The sequence below is a fragment of the Wolbachia endosymbiont (group A) of Sicus ferrugineus genome (genome assembly GCF_947251515.1).
Taxonomy (GTDB): Bacteria; Pseudomonadota; Alphaproteobacteria; order Rickettsiales; family Anaplasmataceae; genus Wolbachia.
On the sequence record NZ_OX366370.1, the window covers coordinates 424,591 to 441,157 of the forward strand.

Genomic DNA, 16,567 nt, shown 5'->3' on the forward strand with positions numbered 1-16,567 from the left:
AAGGTTAACTAATGTACTCTGCAGTAATAGCAAAACCAAAGAGAAACGTTTTTGCTGTTTTAGACATAGGTACAACAAAGATTATTTGTCTAATCGTTAAGATAAATAGCAACTTCAGCTATAAAGTAACAGGAACGGGCTATAAGATTGCAGAAGGTGTAAACGGTGGGTCGATAACTAATGTAAAACACGCAAATTACTCCATCTCATCAACTATAGGTTTAGCTGAGCAAGTGTCAGAGGAAACTATAGACCAGATATATGTGAACATTGCTGGATGTGGCATCTCATCTTTTAATGTACATAATGAAATTATTGCAGCTAATCATGAAATTTCTGACCGGGATATAAAACGTGTAGTTTTTCAGACGTTTGAGAAATATATTGAAGAAAATGTTATCATTCACAATATACCACTGAAATATCACTTAGATGACATGACTGACATAAAAGAAGTTGGTGGATTGTACGGAAAAAGACTATCTGCTGATGTTAATGTTGTCACTGCTTCGCGTCCAGCGCTTACCAATATTGAAAACTGTATTACCAATAATGGTGGATTAAATATGGCAGGTTGTATTGCTTCTGCATATTCTGCAGGTCTTGCCTGTCTGAGTGAAGATGAAAAAGAGCTCGGAACTGCTATTGTTGATATAGGCGGTGGGTGCACTGCAATTGGAATTTTCAAAAGAGGGAAACTTGTGTATGCAAGCAGCGTTCCAATTGGTGGCGTTCATATCACTCGAGATATTGCTTACGGGCTATGCACAAGCATAGAACGTGCAGAGTATATAAAAATACTGTATGGTAGCACTATCGTAACTTCAATAGATGAGAACGAATATATTACAGTCCAAAATAGTGAAAATGATGAACCTACTCAAGTATTCAAATCTGAGCTTATTAACATCATAAGACCAAGAGTTGAAGAAATACTTGAAATGGTAAGAGAGCAATTTCAAGAGCAGAAAGATCCAATTAATAAAGTAGTGATCACAGGTGGAACTAGTCAACTCACAAGCATGAAGGAAATTGCAGGCTATATATTCAATAAGCAAGTTCGAATTGGGTGCCCTGAGTCTTGTAGCGGTCTTGATGGCGAATATGATAAAAATCCTGTATTTTCTGCTGCTATAGGTTCTATAAAGCTAATAATTGACACTTTTTATAAGAATAACTCTGGAATGCTCGGTCAAGATGGTAAAATAAGTAAGTTGTACCATTGGGTTAAATCAAAAGTTACAGTTTAATTTTACTGAATGAAATTCTTATATCCATCAAAGGAAACATTATGAATAAAAAACATTGTTTCAAAATTAATAAACTTGTTCGTGATCATACAACTGAAATTATACGTTCCCATGGAATTATTGTTTATGAGAGGGTGATGGAAAAAGATGAATACATTGAACGTCTCAAAGATAAACTTTTAGAAGAAACAAAGGAAGTTATTGCCTCTAAAACCTCAGATGAAAACCTTGAAGAGTTAGCTGATTTACTTGAGGTCATACATGCATTAGGCAAAGAAAGTGGACTATCTATAGAACAAATTGAAGAAAAGCGTATCTCTAAAAAACAAGAGAGAGGTGGTTTTGAGAATCGTATCTACAATACTTACATTGAGGTGAATTCTAAGAGCATCGATTACTATCACAAAAAACCTTCAGATTATCCTGAGATAGTAGTTGTATAGTTCAGATTATTAAATAGACTTCTTGCTTGACCACCTTTCATACAAATGACTTGACACTAGGATCCATAGGGCTTATTTTCATAATACGTAAAGTTATTACATTTATGTACTTGCAAGTAAGCGTACCAATTACAATAAGACATGGAAAATATGAACATAACTATACACTCACAAGAAGATTTTGAATTTATGCACAAGGCTGGCAGGCTTGCTGCTGAAACTCTTGATTTCATTGCACCGTACGTAAAGGTAGGGGTGACAACTAATGAGTTAAATGATCTATGTCATGATTTTATAATTAATGCAGGTGCAATTCCAGCACCACTAAACTATAGGGGGTATCTAAAATCGATTTGCACTTCAAAAAATGCAGTTGTGTGCCATGGTGTTCCCGATGATAAACCGCTTAAAGATGGAGATATTTTAAATATTGATGTCACGGTGATTTTAAATGGTTGGCATGGTGATACAAGTCGCATGTTTTGGGTTGGCAAGCCATCAATAAAAGCAAAACGTTTGTGTGACGCTACTTATCATGCATTGATGGAAGCAATTAAACAAGTTAAACCCGGCAATAAGTTAAATGAAATAGGGCTTGCTATAGAGAAATATATTAGAGATTTTGGATATTCTATCGTACGCAGCTACTGCGGACATGGTATAGGAAAAGTCTTTCATGCTCCACCAAATGTAGTGCATTTCTATGATCAAGATGAAAATCTCATCCTGAAGGAAGGTATGTTTTTTACAATAGAGCCAATGATTAATGCTGGAAAACATGAGACTCTGCTCAGTAAACTCGATGACTGGACAGTAACAACACGCGATCTTTCACTTTCTGCTCAATTTGAACATACGCTCGGAGTAACTAAAGATGGTGCTGAAATATTCACATTATCACCTAAGAATTGGCATTTCCCACCTTATAATTAGATTTTTTTTAATTCTGCTATACTGCAACTATACTTGGTTTACTTTGGGTGATTTTGAAGAAAGCTAATCCTTAATTTGCGATATAGCAACTAGCCCAATTAATGCACAGAAAATCATGTAAAAACTAGCTGAAGCCTCTTTTCCTGTAACTTTGATAATTGTTGTGCATATAAATGGTGCAAGGCCACCAAAAAATCCAGCAGCTATATTTCTTGACAAGGCAAATCCACTGTACCGAACCTTTGTTGGAAATAATTCACACACAAATGCACTGACAGGACCAAGCGATGCAGCTATTGGAATTATAAAAAGAATATGTGCCGTAAAAGTGAGTAAGTAATTGCCACTACATAACATTGAGAAAACTGGATAACTCACTATTACAAAAGCTATAAATGCAAATTTCATAACTTTTTCTCTTCCTACCTTATCAGAAAGTATTGCAAACAATATTGTCAATCCTCCGAGCGCAATTTGACTCAGTATTTCTACCATATGGTTAAAATGAGTATTTATTGTTGATGTAAGCACATTGAAAAATACCAGATATATGTAAAGAGATGAGTTTTCAACTATATCAACCCCAACTGATATCAGAAAAGGTTTTTTATAGCTATTCAATAACTCTTTTAATGGCAGTTTAGATGGATTTTTCTGTCTTTTATACTCTGGGCTTTCATCAAGTATATATCTCATATATATGCTGATTAATCCCATTGCTAAACTGAAAATGAAAGGTAATCTCCACCCCCAAGATTCAAAATCAGATACTTTTTTGCATATGAGTACTGCTATCAGGCTTAATACTGAACCAAAAATTGCGCTTAATACTTCAATGCTGCCAAAAAATCCTTTTTTGTTTTTAGGAGCGTGTTCTATTAAAAATGGTGCATTTCCTGCTTCTCCTCCAAGGGATATACCCTGCAATAATCTTAAACAAACTACCAGCATTGACGCTAGTATTCCAATGCTTTGATAACCTGGAACAAAAGCAATTAATACAGTTGATAAAGTCATTAATATAATCGAGAGCAATAAGGCAACTCTTCTGCCATGCTTATCACCAATGTGACCAAATATAGCAGCGCCGACTGGTCTCATTAAGAAACCCACTGCAAACACTCCAAAAGCCTTCAATACGCTGGTTAGTTGATCATCCGATGGAAAAAACACACCACCTTATGTTTATTAAGTGGCCAAAAAGCATGTGGTCATACCACAATAAAGTGTTACAAATCAAACTTGAAAATATTACTTTTGTTATTTGCTGCATAATTTTCTATAGTTTGTTTAGTATTTAGTAATATACATTACTTTTTTTTATATAATAGAAAAATTTGAACATTATATTAATAATAGTATCTTATTAAATCTTAATATTTTTATATCATTGACTATATCCAAGTATTTTTATATTATTGCCTATATATTTCCATGAAATATCATGTTTTAGTGGGAAGCTATTTTTATTTGTATGCACAGAGTCTCTTGATGGAGCACTATGACACACACTCCAGTTTTGTTAAAAGAGATGCTATCACTACTATCACCGCAGGATGGTGGTATATACGTGGACGCCACATTTGGAGCTGGAGGGTATAGCAAAGCAATATTGGAGTCAGCTGATTGCAAGGTATATGCAATTGATAGAGATGAAACGGTAACTAAGTTTTATGATGATTTAAGCGTTAGATATCCCGATAGAATAAAACTATTCATTGAGAAGTTTAGTAATATTAAAAGTATACTAAGCAGCGTTGAGCCATTTCCTGTCATCCCAGTACTTGATACTGGAAAAAATAACTGGTCACGCGCTGGAATGACATCAAACGGAGTGGATGGGGTGGTTTTTGACATCGGAGTTTCATCTATGCAGCTTGATAACGGAGATAGAGGGTTCTCATTTTTACATGATGGTCCACTCGATATGAGCATGGATAACTCTTCTTATATAAACGCTTCAACGTTTGTTAACGCTTTACGCGAAGAAGAAATTGCAAATACTATATATAACTACGGAGGAGAGCATCATTCTCGCAAAATCGCAAGAGCAATAGTAAGTGCACGGAAGAAGAAAACTATCAAAACTACATTTGAGCTTGCGAACATTGTACGTTCTGTGGTGTTCCGTGGAAAAAGCAAAATTGATCCTGCAACCAGAACATTTCAGGCAATCAGAATATGGGTAAACGATGAGCTGGGAGAACTTGAGAGGGGCATTAAAGCTGCATCTGAAATTTTAAATGAGAATGGCAAATTAATTGTTGTCACCTTTCATTCTTTGGAAGATCGTATAGTCAAAACTTTTTTTAAAGATCTATGTGAGCCAAGATCTACTGATTGTAAGACATTCTCTCTTCTAAATAAAAAAGTGATCAAAGCAAGTATAGAAGAAGTAAGTGCAAATCCGCGTTCACGCTCAGCAAAACTAAGAGCTATACAGAAGTTGTCATGAGAACTTTCTGCATCATCTCAATAGTTATGTTTTTTCTTAGCATTGTAGGACTATTTAAGATAAAACTACATGTTCAGTCATTAAATAGAGAGCTAATAAAAATAAAAAGTGAAATTAGTTTAGTACAAAGTGATATAAAAGTTTTACAAGCAGAGTGGAGCTATTTGAATAATCCAAAAAGACTTGCAAGCCTTGTAAAGAAATACCTAAAAAATAACTCTTTAATACTGGCTAGCCAGGTTAAAAATCTTGACTCTTTAAATGGCTGCAGTGTGTTAGCACAACTTAAAACCCAGAGTTAAATTGGTTATACTAAGCTTTATCTTTTACAGATAAGCACACCACAATAAACCTTACTTTAGTATGAAATTGCTTGCGTAAGATTTTGGCAGCCTCTTAACATTTTTTGGCATTTCAATTACGTATTTAACGTTGCGTTTTTTTGCGTAGAATACTGCTTTTTCAAGAGAATCAAACTTTAATACAATCTGTTTTTTTGGATCTTTTGAGCCAACCCACCCCATTAAAGGTTCAATGTAGTAAGAACCAGATTCAATTTTTAGGTGCCAGAGATTTGTATTACCTAAACCAGATTGTGTTGCAGTTTTTGTTGGTTTATAAATCCTAAAAACTACTTTATCATCAATGCCCATAGTTCTTGTTAAATAAGCTTAAATATATATCTAAATAAATCCTTTCACAAACAATTAGTATGAAAGAATGAAGTTTGAAATAAATATTTTTATGTTATATTATTATTGAATTATATTAAAAGGATTAGCTGAATAGGAGTAATCGATGACGCAACAAGAAATAGTAACAATTAATGCAGAGTTACGTGATATAACAAAAATAAAAGCGATGCATTCTCTAAGGAAGAAAGGAAACATCCCTGGAATCATATATGGAAAGGGTCATGATAATGTAAATTTAACATTGTCTGCAAAGGAATTCACGAAGCAATATAAATCAGGCTCTCTTTCTGCACATTTGATAGAGCTGAATATTTCGGGCAAAAAGGAATATGCTCTTGTTCGCGATATCCAATTGCATGTAGTAAAGGATACTGTGCAACATGTTGATTTTCAATTTGTTGATAAAGGCAGCGAAATTAAAATAGACATACCTCTATCATTTGTGAATGAAAGTAAAGCTCCAGGGATCAAGTTAGGTGGAGTGCTTAATGTTTTGTGTCGTTCTATTACTGTTAAATGCTCTCCTGATAAAATACCTCAGGTTATAGAAGTTGATTTATCTGGTAAAATGATTGGCCAATCTATACATATCAACGATGTAAAATTACCAGAAGGTGTTAAGTTTGTAGCTCATGAAGAAGAAAATTTTACTATTGTTACAATTTCTGCTGCCGATAGTGACGTTGAAGAACCTCAAGCAGAAACAGAGTAATAGTGCATCTGATAGTTGGACTTGGTAACCCTGGTGGTCAATATGAGTTAACGCATCATAATATCGGCTTCATCGTAGTTGATAAAATTTACAAATATTGGAATTTCCAGTCGTTTTCTAAAAAAGCCGATTATCTAATAACCTCTGGCATAATTAATGATAATAAAATCGTGTTAATAAAGCCTTATTCATTTATGAATAATTCAGGCATCCCTGTTGCAAAAATACGAAACTTTTACAAATTATCGCTAGATAATATCGTTGTCATACACGATGACGCTGATTTGGAAATTGGAAGAATAAAAATAAAGAAAGGTGGTAGCCCTGCTGGACATAATGGACTTAAATCCATAGATAGTTTTATTGGTAATGATTATTGGCGCTTGAGATTTGGAGTGGGTAGACCTGAAGGTGAAAAAAGCTTAGCAGATTATGTATTATCAAAATTTTCAAATTTTGATAACGTTACTCCCTTAGTGGAAAAAATAGCAAAAAATATACACTTAATGCTGCAAGGAGATAATACAGCTTTTATCAATTTGATTGTATAATATTACGAAACACAAAACTAAATTTCACACAATTAAAATAACAGATTTCTTGCACTACCTCCCAAGCCACAATTGTCATTCAGTAGAAACGAAAAACTTCCTTTACAAACTCCGTCAGCCCCCTTATTATGACAATAAGGGTATTTACGACTCAAAACTTGTTTTTGACCTGCAGGCTCAATGACAAAATTCAGTAAAAACCTTAGGGTATTTTTTGGCGGATTACATAAAATTATAGCGGCTGCATGTCTTTTAAATTTTTTCTACATTCAGCCAAATCGCGCTTATTTTAAGCGTTGGCACATTATTACAGCGCCAGTTTAAATTATTATAGGGTCAAAACTCGCACCACGGGAGTTCTTTGCCTTTTTTTTCTGCCTGGTAAATTTCTTAAATATTAAAGCTAAGGTGAGTTGCACTTAAAAGCAGCTAAATTGTAGTGTTTAAGACTTAAAAAACGCCAATACTGAAAATAGACAATGACTAGGGCTTCTTTTGCTTTTTTTTTATCTGGTAAATTTCTTAACATTTATAGCTTAGGTTAGTTACAAATTAAGAGCAATATTCACTAGGGAGGATGTCATCCGAGTAGCTGACACTGGGATCCAGGAAAGTTTGCTTGTGAGCAAGCAAACTATAGCTAACCCAAGTAAGGTTTCCCCGAGTGCTAAAATCAATAGCCGAATTGATATCGGGCCAAAAGTTCTGCAGAACTTTTCTTATGGCATGCTTGATGGCAAACCATAACTTTTCAATTGGATTTAAATCCGGCAAGTATCTTTGTTTTTGCACGTATTGCCAAATTTTTCAATTATCTTTTCTCTTGCTTATCTTCTCCATAGTCATTTTTTTCTCGTCTACTACTTTCAAAACACGTTCCCTCAGATCCTCACTTTGGCATCATTCTACCTTATCTAAAGCCATTTTATACCTTTTTATCCCTTCTGGGGTAACCTTTTTTCAGTTAGCTATATAACCCTAATTATGAATTAACAGACAGTAGAATCGAAAGATTATTACAAGGAAAAGTCTACACAGATCGACCTTTTTGTGAATCTGCGTTTCTGCTTTCTTCAACTTGTTTTGCAAAAGATGTTTCCTGTTTGCTGATATGCTGAAGTGGCTTAGCAATTTCGCGCACAACGGCAGTAACTGCTGTTAAAAATGTTTTTAACAATGCACCTAAAGCTCCACCAACTGCTTCCCTGCCATATATATGAGCTCGCTTTTCGTTATCGTCAGCAGTTTCCCCTGCTCTCCTTCTTGGATCCATCCTATGAGCAATCACCGAAAACAACACTCCCCTGATAGAAGACTTCACTCGTTTTTTTGCTTCATCATTATGTGCTGTTTCATGTCCATGACTTAAGTGTTTAGCGTTCATTAGCTCCTTTTGTTGCTGGGCAAACATGCTACTTAATACTTCTTCTATTGCTTGCTTCCTTCTTTTCTCTCTAACCCTTTTCATAGATTCTGATTTATCGCGAGTATGCTTTGTGGTTTCAAATTCTGCATCAATATCTTCAGACGCAGCCTGACTATATAAAGTCTCTATGAGCCTGTCTATGCTTCGCTTTATTTGCATAGTCCTTTCGTAACTATCAGAATTATCAATTCCTTCGTCGATCTGATTTAAAATATCCTCAAAAGCTTTTAAATAATCTTGAATATACTGTATTATGTATTGCTTATCTTCCTCTTTGTATTGTTCTTCTTGATTTTGCTGATTTTCATTTTCTAAACTTTTCTCTCTTTTATCATCGTTATTTTCTTCAATATTACCACCGTCTTCCTCGAAAAGGTCTTCGTCGTTCATGATTTTTTTTAATTTAGTTAAAATTCTCACCAGTTACTATTGTATATGAAAAAATTAAATTAACATTAATGAAAAGCGTTTACAACTTCAGCACTCGCTAAAATTACAGTAAAACTGTCAAAAGCAGCGGGGTCATAATATCTCTCATATAGTTCAACTGAACACCGTAATCTGATCTTTTCCTTAGTGTTAAAATTAATTTCATAATCATTATTAGAGTTTAATATAGCAGAATTACGTAATAATTCATCAGCTAATACAGAGTCTAAAATTCCATTAATTTTTATCGTAATGTGTCTGCTTCCAGCACAATCGAGCACTTTTCTCCAGCCAAAAGAAGAAATATCTTTCACCTCTTCTCTGTTATTACGCAAAGTAAACCTTATACCAATTCCCACTATACAAAGAACGGATAGACAATAATGGGAAAAAAGCCATACTAAAGTAAGTGAAGTAGCGAGGTATAAATGGCATTAAGATCAAAATTATTGGATGAAAAAGTAGTAGAATCAGCAAAAGAAATGCTGAAGAAAGTAAGGAACAATGCATATGTTTCAAAAAAACTAAATGCTGTAATTGCGGCAAAAAAGCATAGTATAACGGCTGTAGCAAAAATATATTGAATTTCAAGAAGCGCACTAACTTCGTGGATAAAACTCTTGAAATTTGGCAGAGAAGAAAAACTGTTTGCTCCTCCATCACGCCGTAGAAAAACTAAATTAAATCAGGCTCAACTACAGCAAATTGAAGCATGTATAGAAGAAAATCCTAATATTACCATTAAAGAAATGAGAATAAGAATCCAGGAAAAGTTCGGATTAAATATCAGCAAATCTACAGTACACCGCCATATGCAAAAGATGAAATTTTCATATATTACACCAAGACCAGTACACAACGTACAAGATAAAAGTAAACAAGAGGAATTCAAAAAAAAATCTCAATGAAGTTATTGGCAAGTATCCAGAAAAAGAGCTATTTTTCTTTGATGAATCAAGGTTTGGCACACATTCGAAAGTTGGGCATGGATGGTTTAAAAAAGGCACTAGGACTCGGGTTAAAATAAAATTAGGTAGGCATAATTTTTATCTCTACAGTGCAGTTAATCCTAAAAATGGAGAGAGTTTTAGCTTATTTGCACTAAATGTTAACACTGATTGCATGAATGTATTTCTTGAGCAAATGTCGCAATATCTAGGGACAAGAGAAGCTGTTCTTGTTATGGACTGTGCTAGTTGGCATAAGTCAAAAAATTTAAAGGTAGCTAAAAATATTGAGATTATATACCTACCTCCATATTCACCTGAACTCAATCCTGTTGAGAGGCTTTGGTTATACATAAAACAGAACATTTTGCGCAATAAAATATACGATACAATTGCTCTGCTTTAGGGTGCTTTGTGCAAATTTATTACTTCTCTTGCCAGCTCCACAATTAAACAACTCTGCAATTTCTCCTATTTGACTGACCAACAATGAGAATTGGTATAACAAACCTCGGTGGCGCTTATGGTGCTTTAGGTGATCATAAGAAACAAAAGGAGTTGCTTGAACGGGCTTTAGCAATTGACAAGAAACATTATGGCTCTGATCATGTTCAAGTTGCTAAATCACTAGCAAACCTAGGTGTCGCTTATGGGGATTCAGGTGATCTTCAGAAACAAAAGGAGCTGCTTGAACGTGCTTTACCTATTTTTGAGAAACATTACGGTCTTGATCACGTTCAAGTTGCTAAACAACTGGCAAACCTCGGTAATACTTATAGTGCTTTAGGTAACTATAAGAAAGCAAAAGAGTTGCTTGAACGGGCTTTAGCAATTAAAGAGAAATATTATGAGGCTAATCATTTTGAAGTTGCCATTGCACTGACAAACCTAGGTAATGCTTATGGGAATTCAGGTGATTCTCAGAAACAAAAGGAGTTGCTTGAACGAGCTTTATCTATTTTTGAGAAATGTTATGGCTCTAATCATTTTCAAGTTGCTAAACTACTGGTAGAATTAGGTATTGCTTATGGTGCTTTAGATGACCACGAGAAAAAAAGGGAGTTGCTTGAACGGGCTTTACCTATTTTTGAGAAGCATTATGGCCCTGATCATTCTAAAGTTGCTAAACTACTGGCAGAACTAGATGATATTTAGGCTTTTAGCAACACTAGATTAACAACAACTCATTTGAGCTACACTTCCAAAACTAATCTATTTGGATCTTCTATATAATTTTTTATTTTGACAAGGAAAGTCACTGCTCCTTTGCCATCAACTATTCTGTGGTCATAAGAGAGAGCGATATACATCATAGGTCTGATTTCTACTGCATTACCCACGGCAACTGGCCTATTTTGTATTGAATGCATTCCAAGTATTCCAGATTGCGGAGGGTTTATTATCGGAGTGGAAAGAAGTGAACCGTATACTCCACCGTTTGAGATGGTAAATGTTGCACCTTCCATTTCTGATACTTGTAATTTGCCTTCTCGTGCTTTTTTGCCAAGAGCAACTAAAGTCAACTCAATTTCTGCAAATGACATCTGATCGGCACTCTGAATAACTGGCACAACAAGACCTTTATCGGTGCCAACAGCAACACCTACGTCATAGTAATGTTTATATATGATTTCATCGCCTGAGATTTCAGCGTTAATTTCAGGGATCTCTTTCAGTGCTTGCACCGCTGCCTTTATAAAAAACGACATAAAACCAAGTTTTATTCCATATTTTTTTTCAAAAGTGTCCTTATATTTTGCTCTTAGATCCATGACATTTTTCATGTCAATTTCATTGAATGTGGTCAGTATTGCGGCAGTATTTTGCGACGCTTTCAAACGAGCGGCAATTACTTGCCTTATTTTGCTCATTTTTACTCGTTCCTCTCTTTGCTCTCCACTTACTACACTTTTTGGCAATTCATATTGTTTTATTGCAGGCTGTTCTGCTTTGTTCATGTGGCCTATCACATCTGCCTTTGTTACTCTGCCTCCCATGCCAGTTCCTTTGACACTTTCTGCATTAATTGCATTTTCTTCCATAATTTTGCGAGCTGATGGAGCATCTTTTTTAGCAGAACTTTCACTTTTATCTTCTTTTCTCGCTTCCTCTTTTACTTCCCCCACGGAAAACTTCGCTAACAATTGATCAGGACTTATCACATCATCTTCCTTTACAAGAAATTCAGTTATTTGCCCTGAAGCTTCTGCAGTTAATTCGAGTGCTGTTTTGTCAGTCTCAATTTCAAAGATCAAGTCATCTACTTTTACTGCTTCTCCAATATTTTTCTTTATTTTTACTATACCTTCCGTAACTGACTCACCACCAAGAGTTTTTGGCGCTCTGATTTCTATAATTTTGCTCATAAAACAACTTCCGTATAAAACTTTCTATAGATTTATACATGAAAAGAGACATATAATAAACTAATAAATTCATTGAGGCTCTTATCATTTAGAAGTGACAAACGGATAACATACTCCCAAATGTCATTCCAGCGCGTGATGCTAGGCCATCTTGACACATTTCGCCAACCCCGTCTCTCGGTATGGTATTGCTAATCAAACAATGACTATGCAAAAGACCTAATAACATGTATAATCCATAAATAATTTTTGAGGTAGATTGTGAAACTAGGTGTTAATATTGATCACGTTGCAACCCTCCGCAACGCACGCGGAACTTCCTACCCAGATCTATTGAAAGCAGCAGAAATAGCCATTGACGCTGGAGCAGACTTTATTACTGTACACTTACGAGAAGATAGAAGGCATATTAGAGATGAAGACGTATTTAACCTAAAAAAAAGCATTAGCACTGAGCTAAATCTTGAAATTGCAGCCACGGAAGAAATGCTTGAAATAGCAAAAAAGGTAAAACCCTATTCGATTAGTATAGTACCAGAAAAAAGAGAAGAATTAACAACCGAAGGTGGCCTGGATATCGTGAATATGCACAGTAAACTTTCTAGTATAATAGAGGAAATGCATAGCTCTAGCATAAAAGTCTCACTGTTTATCGATCCAAATATTAATCAACTAAAATATCTTGAGAAGCTAGAGATAAAACCTGACATAATAGAAATTCACACAGGGGATTACTGTGATAATCCATCAGAGAAAAAGTTACAGTTAATTACTAATGCTGCAGAGTACGTCAATAAATTAGGAATAGAATGCCATGCAGGACATGGCATAACTTATAAACACGCTAAGAAGATGACAAGAATACCTCACATCTCAGCTCTTAACATAGGCCACTATTTAATTAGCGAAGCTGTATTTTATGGCTTACACAGCATAGTAAAAACAATGAAAATGATAATGTCTAACTAACTGCTGCTTTTTCCTTCTCATTTAAAATACTTAAAAGAGTTTGGCTTGCTTTAAATTTTACCCTTGTCTTTTCAGGAACAGTCATGATCTCACCATTTTGGGGGTTACGACATTGTTTCTCCTGACTTATAGCAGTAGAAAATGTTCCTATTCCATGCAAACGTATTTCACCTTTCCCATGCAGCTCATCCTTTATTATTTTAATAAACGCATCATGAATCTTGCTCAAATCAGATTTTGTTATATCTATATTCTGACCAGAACAATCTTCCTTTAATTGTTTTATTATATCTTCTTTACTCATAAATTACCTTAATATTGAAAAATCACACAAATAGCATATTATGTTGACACCGATAGTCAACTAAATTCATCACAAAAATAGAGGATATCATACACTTTTGCAAATATTTGTATAATACTTACAAAAAAACACCACTATGAAATAACTATCTCTTAGAAAATTGACACTTTTTCCGAGCTTTATGTTGACCATATTTCTTACGTTCAACAACACGCGAATCTCTAGTGAAGAACTCACCATTACGTAATATAGAATGCAAATCTTGGCTTACACTACTTAAAGCTCTGCTTATTCCATGAGCTAGAGCACCTGCTTGACCAGATAGCCCTCCACCTTTTACAGTTGCAAATACATCATATTTATCTAAAGTAGAAGTTGCTACAAATGGCATTTTCACTATTTGGCACACTGACTCTCTTTTAAAATAAGAAATTAGATCGCCTTTTTTGTTAACACTAAATTTTCCACTTCCCGGCTTTATCCATACTCTTGCTGCAGATTCTTTTCTTCGGCCTGTAGCATATAAACGACCAAGCGAATCAACTGCTGATTTAATTGTCTTTTCTGACCAATCACTATTATTTATTGTAGAACTCTTCATTTTTACTCCATTACTTTTTATTTTTACGATTCAAAGAGGCAAAATCTATCTTTTCAGGTTGCTGCCCTTGATGCTTATGCTCTGAACCAGAATAAACATACAAATTTTCAAAGCGTCTACGCGCCATAGGGCCATCATCAAGCATCCTTTTCACTGCCATTTTTATTACACGCTCAGGAAATTTGCCATTTAAAATATTATCTGGAGTAGTTTTCTTCAAACCACCAGAATAACCTGTATGCTTATAGTAAATTTTATCTTTAAGCTTCTTCCCGGTAAAATGCACCTTTTCTGCGTTGATAATAATTACATTATCGCCACAATCCATATGAGGTGTATACTCAGGTTTATGCTTTCCACGCAATAGTGTCGCTACAAATGCTGCAAGCCTTCCTACCACTAATCCTTCTGCATCTATGACAAACCATTTTTTGTCGATTTGTTTCTCTTTTAAGAAAAAAGTTTTCATTGTAATTTAACTAAACAATAGTAAGCTACTATATACTTAATTTCTCAATAGTGTCAACAATATTAGTTATTGATTATTAAAGTAATTTATGTTAGTAATTGAGCTGCGCAACCAATATGCATAGGAAGTAAAATGTTTCGATTGATTATCACACTTGCGATCATTTTTAGTACTATAAGTTGCTATGCAACCGATGTGGGAGAAGTTATAAGCAAAGCGATCAAAAATAGCTCAAAAATAAAGTCTCAATTTTACCAATATAAAAGCGCAGAAAAACATCTTAAGTCTTCTGGGTTAGCTGGATTTTTACCTGACATTAGTTTGCAGTACAATTTTGATAGTAATTTTAATCTTTATAATCAACCTAATCAACCTGGAAAACGTCTGATATTAAGCCAAAGGATAATAGATGGCGGTGGCACCTTTGCCACATTCAGTCGATCAAGTCATCTTCTCAAAGCAGAAAAAATGCGATTTCAGCGATTAAAACAAGAGGTTGCACTTAATGCTGTGGAAGCATATGTTGGTGTTTTACAAAAGACAGAAATATTAAAGCTCAGAGAACATAAAGAACGCGTTTCTTTGGAACATTTGTCAGCTATGAAAAAACGCTTTTCCCTTGGAGAGGTAACCAATGCTGAAGTTTCGTTAGCAAAAGCAAAATTTTCGTCTTCTATATCCGAAAGAGTTGATGCTGAAGGTAAATTAAAGTTGGCAAATATTGCTTATTATCATTTGATTGGCGAAGATGCTGATGACCTTTCTGAGGCTAATGATAAACTACCTTCTGTTCCAGAGCTAAATGAATGTTTACAATTAGCAAGAACCAATAATTTATCTCTAAAAGCAGCAGTTTATCAAAAAAGAGCAGCCGGAATGGAAGTGATCGCTGAAAGCTCCAAGTGGCTTCCTTCTTTAAATCTAAGCGCAAGCAAAGATTTTGGGAAGGATGGTGTAAAATTAGACAAGCTATTAGAAAATGTTCATATAGTTTTTACTCTTGATGTTCCAATCTTTAAAAAAGGAGCGAATGCTTTTGGTGTCAGTAAAGCTAAAATGGATGCAAAAAATTCTACCTACTATTATTATGAAACGGTAAAAAATATAGAACAAGCAGTTGTAAATGCTTGGAATAATGTGCTAACAGCAAAAGCCATTATTAAAGCAAGTCAAGAAGCGGAAAAAGCAGCAGCTTTAGCATTGGAAGGAGTTAAGCAAGAGGTAAACTTAAGTCTAAAGAGTACATCTGACCTTTTGGACACTGAAGATGCATTATTTAAAGCATCTTCAGACTTAGTTGAAGCAAAAAGCAATTATGTGATTAGTGTTTATAATTTGCTTTTTATAATTAATAGTATAAATCTCTAAATTTAATGGTATTAGCACTATGCATGATGAACAAGGCAATCAATCTGTAAAAGATATTCTAGAAGATATAAAAAAAGCTATATCGGGTAAAAACGCAAGTAACGATAAAGCAGAAATAAAGGATGAAAATGATGATGTGCTATACCTTGAGGAAGAGTATCCAGAAAACATGGAAGAAGATGGCAAAAAAGAAAATAGTGAAAAAGAGGACATTGATAATGATGAGCAAAGTGAGGAAATGGCTTGCAACAATAACCAATTTAATGGCCATAGCTACAATTCAGAAGAAAAAAAAGATATTTATTTGTACGATAATATCAAAATAAGTAATAACAAAGCGAGTAATAGCGGCTTACAAGCGCAAAATAACGATCATCTAATTTTAAAAGAGAATATGGAAGAGATCAAAGCGCTGCTTGGAAAAATGCAAAACGAATTGCAGCATAAACAACAAAAAAGAGCGAATCTTACTGTTGAAGAATTAGTTACATCTCTTTTAAAACCTCAGCTCTCAGAATGGCTGAATAAATATCTACATGCACTGGTAAAAGAAGTAGTTGAAAAGGAGCTCAAAGATATAATCAATAATAAGTAGGGTATTAGCAATAAAAACTAGAGTAAAGACGGCTAGAGGCAGAAAACTATCTTC

Annotated in this window: 18 protein-coding genes and 2 pseudogenes; 12 read left to right on the forward strand and 8 right to left on the reverse strand. The window is 34.6% G+C overall.

All coding sequences use genetic code 11. From position 1 onward, the window contains the following. Positions 1–11 precede the first annotated feature (11 nt). From ftsA to map, 3 genes are all read left to right on the forward strand, one after another. The gene (gene ftsA / locus OPR24_RS02130) at positions 12–1,250 is read left to right on the forward strand and encodes a cell division protein FtsA (RefSeq protein WP_265033686.1); all 1,239 of its coding nucleotides are present in this window, start codon (positions 12–14) and stop codon (positions 1,248–1,250) included. Between the two features lie 41 nt (positions 1,251–1,291). Further along, a complete protein-coding gene (locus tag OPR24_RS02135) occupies positions 1,292–1,693 on the forward strand; it encodes a nucleoside triphosphate pyrophosphohydrolase (RefSeq protein WP_265033688.1) in 402 nt (133 codons plus the stop codon). A gap of 150 nt (positions 1,694–1,843) precedes the next feature. Continuing rightward, positions 1,844–2,626, forward strand: coding sequence for a type I methionyl aminopeptidase (map, locus tag OPR24_RS02140; protein WP_265033691.1), 783 nt, complete (start codon positions 1,844–1,846; stop codon positions 2,624–2,626). Between the two features lie 63 nt (positions 2,627–2,689). Here map and OPR24_RS02145 read toward each other — a convergent pair. Continuing rightward, positions 2,690–3,899 (reverse strand): annotated as a pseudogene (locus OPR24_RS02145) (MFS transporter). A 228-nt stretch (positions 3,900–4,127) separates the two neighbouring features. Here OPR24_RS02145 and rsmH point away from each other — a divergent pair. Both rsmH and ftsL read left to right on the forward strand, forming a co-directional pair. Further along, the gene (gene rsmH, locus OPR24_RS02150; RefSeq protein WP_265033695.1) at positions 4,128–5,081 is read left to right on the forward strand and encodes a 16S rRNA (cytosine(1402)-N(4))-methyltransferase RsmH; all 954 of its coding nucleotides are present in this window, start codon (positions 4,128–4,130) and stop codon (positions 5,079–5,081) included. Next, positions 5,078–5,383 carry a cell division protein FtsL gene (ftsL, locus tag OPR24_RS02155; protein ID WP_265033698.1) on the forward strand — a complete coding sequence of 102 codons (306 nt, stop codon included), beginning with the start codon at positions 5,078–5,080 and terminating at the stop codon, positions 5,381–5,383. Before rsmH ends, ftsL begins: the two co-directional genes overlap by 4 nt. A 51-nt stretch (positions 5,384–5,434) precedes the next feature. On the opposite strand, the gene OPR24_RS02160 is transcribed toward ftsL, so the two are convergent. Continuing rightward, the gene (locus OPR24_RS02160; RefSeq protein WP_253309377.1) at positions 5,435–5,734 is read right to left on the reverse strand and encodes an ETC complex I subunit; all 300 of its coding nucleotides are present in this window, start codon (positions 5,732–5,734) and stop codon (positions 5,435–5,437) included. 145 nt (positions 5,735–5,879) lie between these two features. Between OPR24_RS02160 and OPR24_RS02165 the strand changes: the two genes are divergently transcribed. Then, positions 5,880–6,488 (forward strand): 50S ribosomal protein L25/general stress protein Ctc, encoded by a 609-nt coding sequence (locus OPR24_RS02165; RefSeq protein ID WP_265033699.1) that lies wholly within the window; start codon positions 5,880–5,882, stop codon positions 6,486–6,488. 2 nt (positions 6,489–6,490) lie between these two features. Next, entirely contained in the window at positions 6,491–7,039 is a 549-nt protein-coding gene (gene pth / locus OPR24_RS02170; protein WP_265033700.1) for an aminoacyl-tRNA hydrolase, read from the forward strand. A gap of 1,030 nt (positions 7,040–8,069) precedes the next feature. Here the strand turns inward: pth and OPR24_RS02180 are convergent. Both OPR24_RS02180 and OPR24_RS02185 read right to left on the reverse strand, forming a co-directional pair. Beyond that, positions 8,070–8,855 carry a hypothetical protein gene (locus tag OPR24_RS02180; protein WP_265033702.1) on the reverse strand — a complete coding sequence of 262 codons (786 nt, stop codon included), beginning with the start codon at positions 8,853–8,855 and terminating at the stop codon, positions 8,070–8,072. A 65-nt stretch (positions 8,856–8,920) separates the two neighbouring features. Beyond that, complete coding sequence (locus OPR24_RS02185; protein WP_265033703.1) at positions 8,921–9,253, reverse strand: phage tail protein; 333 nt, start codon at positions 9,251–9,253, stop codon at positions 8,921–8,923. A 69-nt stretch (positions 9,254–9,322) separates the two neighbouring features. On the opposite strand from OPR24_RS02185, the pseudogene OPR24_RS02190 reads away from it, so the two are divergent. After that, positions 9,323–10,334, forward strand: a pseudogene (locus tag OPR24_RS02190) (IS630 family transposase). Continuing rightward, positions 10,331–10,996 (forward strand): tetratricopeptide repeat-containing protein, encoded by a 666-nt coding sequence (locus OPR24_RS02195; RefSeq protein WP_265033704.1) that lies wholly within the window; start codon positions 10,331–10,333, stop codon positions 10,994–10,996. The pseudogene OPR24_RS02190 and the gene OPR24_RS02195 overlap by 4 nt, the downstream one beginning before the upstream one ends. A gap of 38 nt (positions 10,997–11,034) precedes the next feature. Here OPR24_RS02195 and odhB read toward each other — a convergent pair whose 3' ends face one another. Beyond that, positions 11,035–12,207 carry a 2-oxoglutarate dehydrogenase complex dihydrolipoyllysine-residue succinyltransferase gene (gene odhB / locus OPR24_RS02200; protein ID WP_265033705.1) on the reverse strand — a complete coding sequence of 391 codons (1,173 nt, stop codon included), beginning with the start codon at positions 12,205–12,207 and terminating at the stop codon, positions 11,035–11,037. Between the two features lie 261 nt (positions 12,208–12,468). On the opposite strand from odhB, the gene OPR24_RS02205 reads away from it, so the two are divergent. After that, positions 12,469–13,176, forward strand: coding sequence for a pyridoxine 5'-phosphate synthase (locus OPR24_RS02205; RefSeq protein WP_265033706.1), 708 nt, complete (start codon positions 12,469–12,471; stop codon positions 13,174–13,176). Here OPR24_RS02205 and OPR24_RS02210 read toward each other — a convergent pair. From OPR24_RS02210 to rplM, 3 genes are all read right to left on the reverse strand, one after another. Continuing rightward, positions 13,169–13,480, reverse strand: coding sequence for an HU family DNA-binding protein (locus OPR24_RS02210; protein WP_264688310.1), 312 nt, complete (start codon positions 13,478–13,480; stop codon positions 13,169–13,171). The genes OPR24_RS02205 and OPR24_RS02210 overlap by 8 nt on opposite strands. Before the next feature lie 145 nt (positions 13,481–13,625). Further along, positions 13,626–14,081, reverse strand: a complete 456-nt coding sequence (gene rpsI / locus OPR24_RS02215; RefSeq protein ID WP_265033708.1) for a 30S ribosomal protein S9 — start codon at positions 14,079–14,081, stop codon at positions 13,626–13,628. A gap of 10 nt (positions 14,082–14,091) precedes the next feature. Beyond that, complete coding sequence (gene rplM / locus OPR24_RS02220; RefSeq protein ID WP_253309391.1) at positions 14,092–14,550, reverse strand: 50S ribosomal protein L13; 459 nt, start codon at positions 14,548–14,550, stop codon at positions 14,092–14,094. A gap of 132 nt (positions 14,551–14,682) precedes the next feature. Here rplM and OPR24_RS02225 point away from each other — a divergent pair, with 132 nt between their 5' ends. Beyond that, a complete protein-coding gene (locus OPR24_RS02225) occupies positions 14,683–15,918 on the forward strand; it encodes a TolC family protein (RefSeq protein ID WP_265033711.1) in 1,236 nt (411 codons plus the stop codon). A gap of 19 nt (positions 15,919–15,937) precedes the next feature. Beyond that, complete coding sequence (locus tag OPR24_RS02230; RefSeq protein WP_265033713.1) at positions 15,938–16,513, forward strand: PopZ family protein; 576 nt, start codon at positions 15,938–15,940, stop codon at positions 16,511–16,513. The last annotated feature ends 54 nt before the right edge of the window (positions 16,514–16,567 follow it).

Bases quoted from the DNA above. Each gene is read 5' to 3' on its own strand.
- rsmH (WP_265033695.1), top strand. From the start codon at position 4,128: ATGACACACACTCCAGTTTTGTTAAAAGAGATGCTATCACTACTATCA.
- OPR24_RS02195 (WP_265033704.1), top strand. From the start codon at position 10,331: ATGAGAATTGGTATAACAAACCTCGGTGGCGCTTATGGTGCTTTAGGT.
- OPR24_RS02135 (WP_265033688.1), top strand. From the start codon at position 1,292: ATGAATAAAAAACATTGTTTCAAAATTAATAAACTTGTTCGTGATCAT.
- ftsA (WP_265033686.1), top strand. From the start codon at position 12: ATGTACTCTGCAGTAATAGCAAAACCAAAGAGAAACGTTTTTGCTGTT.
- odhB (WP_265033705.1), bottom strand. From the start codon at position 12,207: ATGAGCAAAATTATAGAAATCAGAGCGCCAAAAACTCTTGGTGGTGAG.
- map (WP_265033691.1), top strand. From the start codon at position 1,844: ATGAACATAACTATACACTCACAAGAAGATTTTGAATTTATGCACAAG.
- OPR24_RS02180 (WP_265033702.1), bottom strand. From the start codon at position 8,855: ATGAACGACGAAGACCTTTTCGAGGAAGACGGTGGTAATATTGAAGAA.
- OPR24_RS02160 (WP_253309377.1), bottom strand. From the start codon at position 5,734: ATGGGCATTGATGATAAAGTAGTTTTTAGGATTTATAAACCAACAAAA.
- OPR24_RS02225 (WP_265033711.1), top strand. From the start codon at position 14,683: ATGTTTCGATTGATTATCACACTTGCGATCATTTTTAGTACTATAAGT.
- rpsI (WP_265033708.1), bottom strand. From the start codon at position 14,081: ATGAAGAGTTCTACAATAAATAATAGTGATTGGTCAGAAAAGACAATT.
- OPR24_RS02230 (WP_265033713.1), top strand. From the start codon at position 15,938: ATGCATGATGAACAAGGCAATCAATCTGTAAAAGATATTCTAGAAGAT.
- OPR24_RS02210 (WP_264688310.1), bottom strand. From the start codon at position 13,480: ATGAGTAAAGAAGATATAATAAAACAATTAAAGGAAGATTGTTCTGGT.
- OPR24_RS02165 (WP_265033699.1), top strand. From the start codon at position 5,880: ATGACGCAACAAGAAATAGTAACAATTAATGCAGAGTTACGTGATATA.
- rplM (WP_253309391.1), bottom strand. From the start codon at position 14,550: ATGAAAACTTTTTTCTTAAAAGAGAAACAAATCGACAAAAAATGGTTT.
- ftsL (WP_265033698.1), top strand. From the start codon at position 5,078: ATGAGAACTTTCTGCATCATCTCAATAGTTATGTTTTTTCTTAGCATT.